Below are 226 nucleotides of genomic sequence, written 5' to 3' on the forward strand. Positions count from 1 at the left end.
ATAATCGACATACCTTCGTGGAACACCGCAGCGCGAATACCTTCACGTTCGCGCAGTACCTGCTCCAGTTGCAGCGCAGTGGCAGCTTTGGCGCAGATCACCAGCACTTTCTGAGAGCGATGGCTGGTCAGGTAGCCCATCAGCCACTCAACGCGCGGATCGAAGTTCCACCAGGTGGCGTTATCACCTTCAAATTCCTGATAAATACGCTCCGGGTAGAGCATAT

The 226-nt window shown here is 54.4% G+C and carries 1 protein-coding gene; it reads right to left on the reverse strand.

Going from position 1 to position 226, the window contains the following annotated elements; translation table 11 throughout:
• On the reverse strand, positions 1-226 hold a 226-nt coding region (locus tag ACLF6P_RS30135; RefSeq protein ID WP_415954609.1), incomplete at both ends, for a hypothetical protein.

It is taken from the genome of Streptomyces lothianensis, assembly GCF_047779955.1.
Taxonomy (GTDB): domain Bacteria; phylum Actinomycetota; class Actinomycetes; order Streptomycetales; family Streptomycetaceae; genus Streptomyces.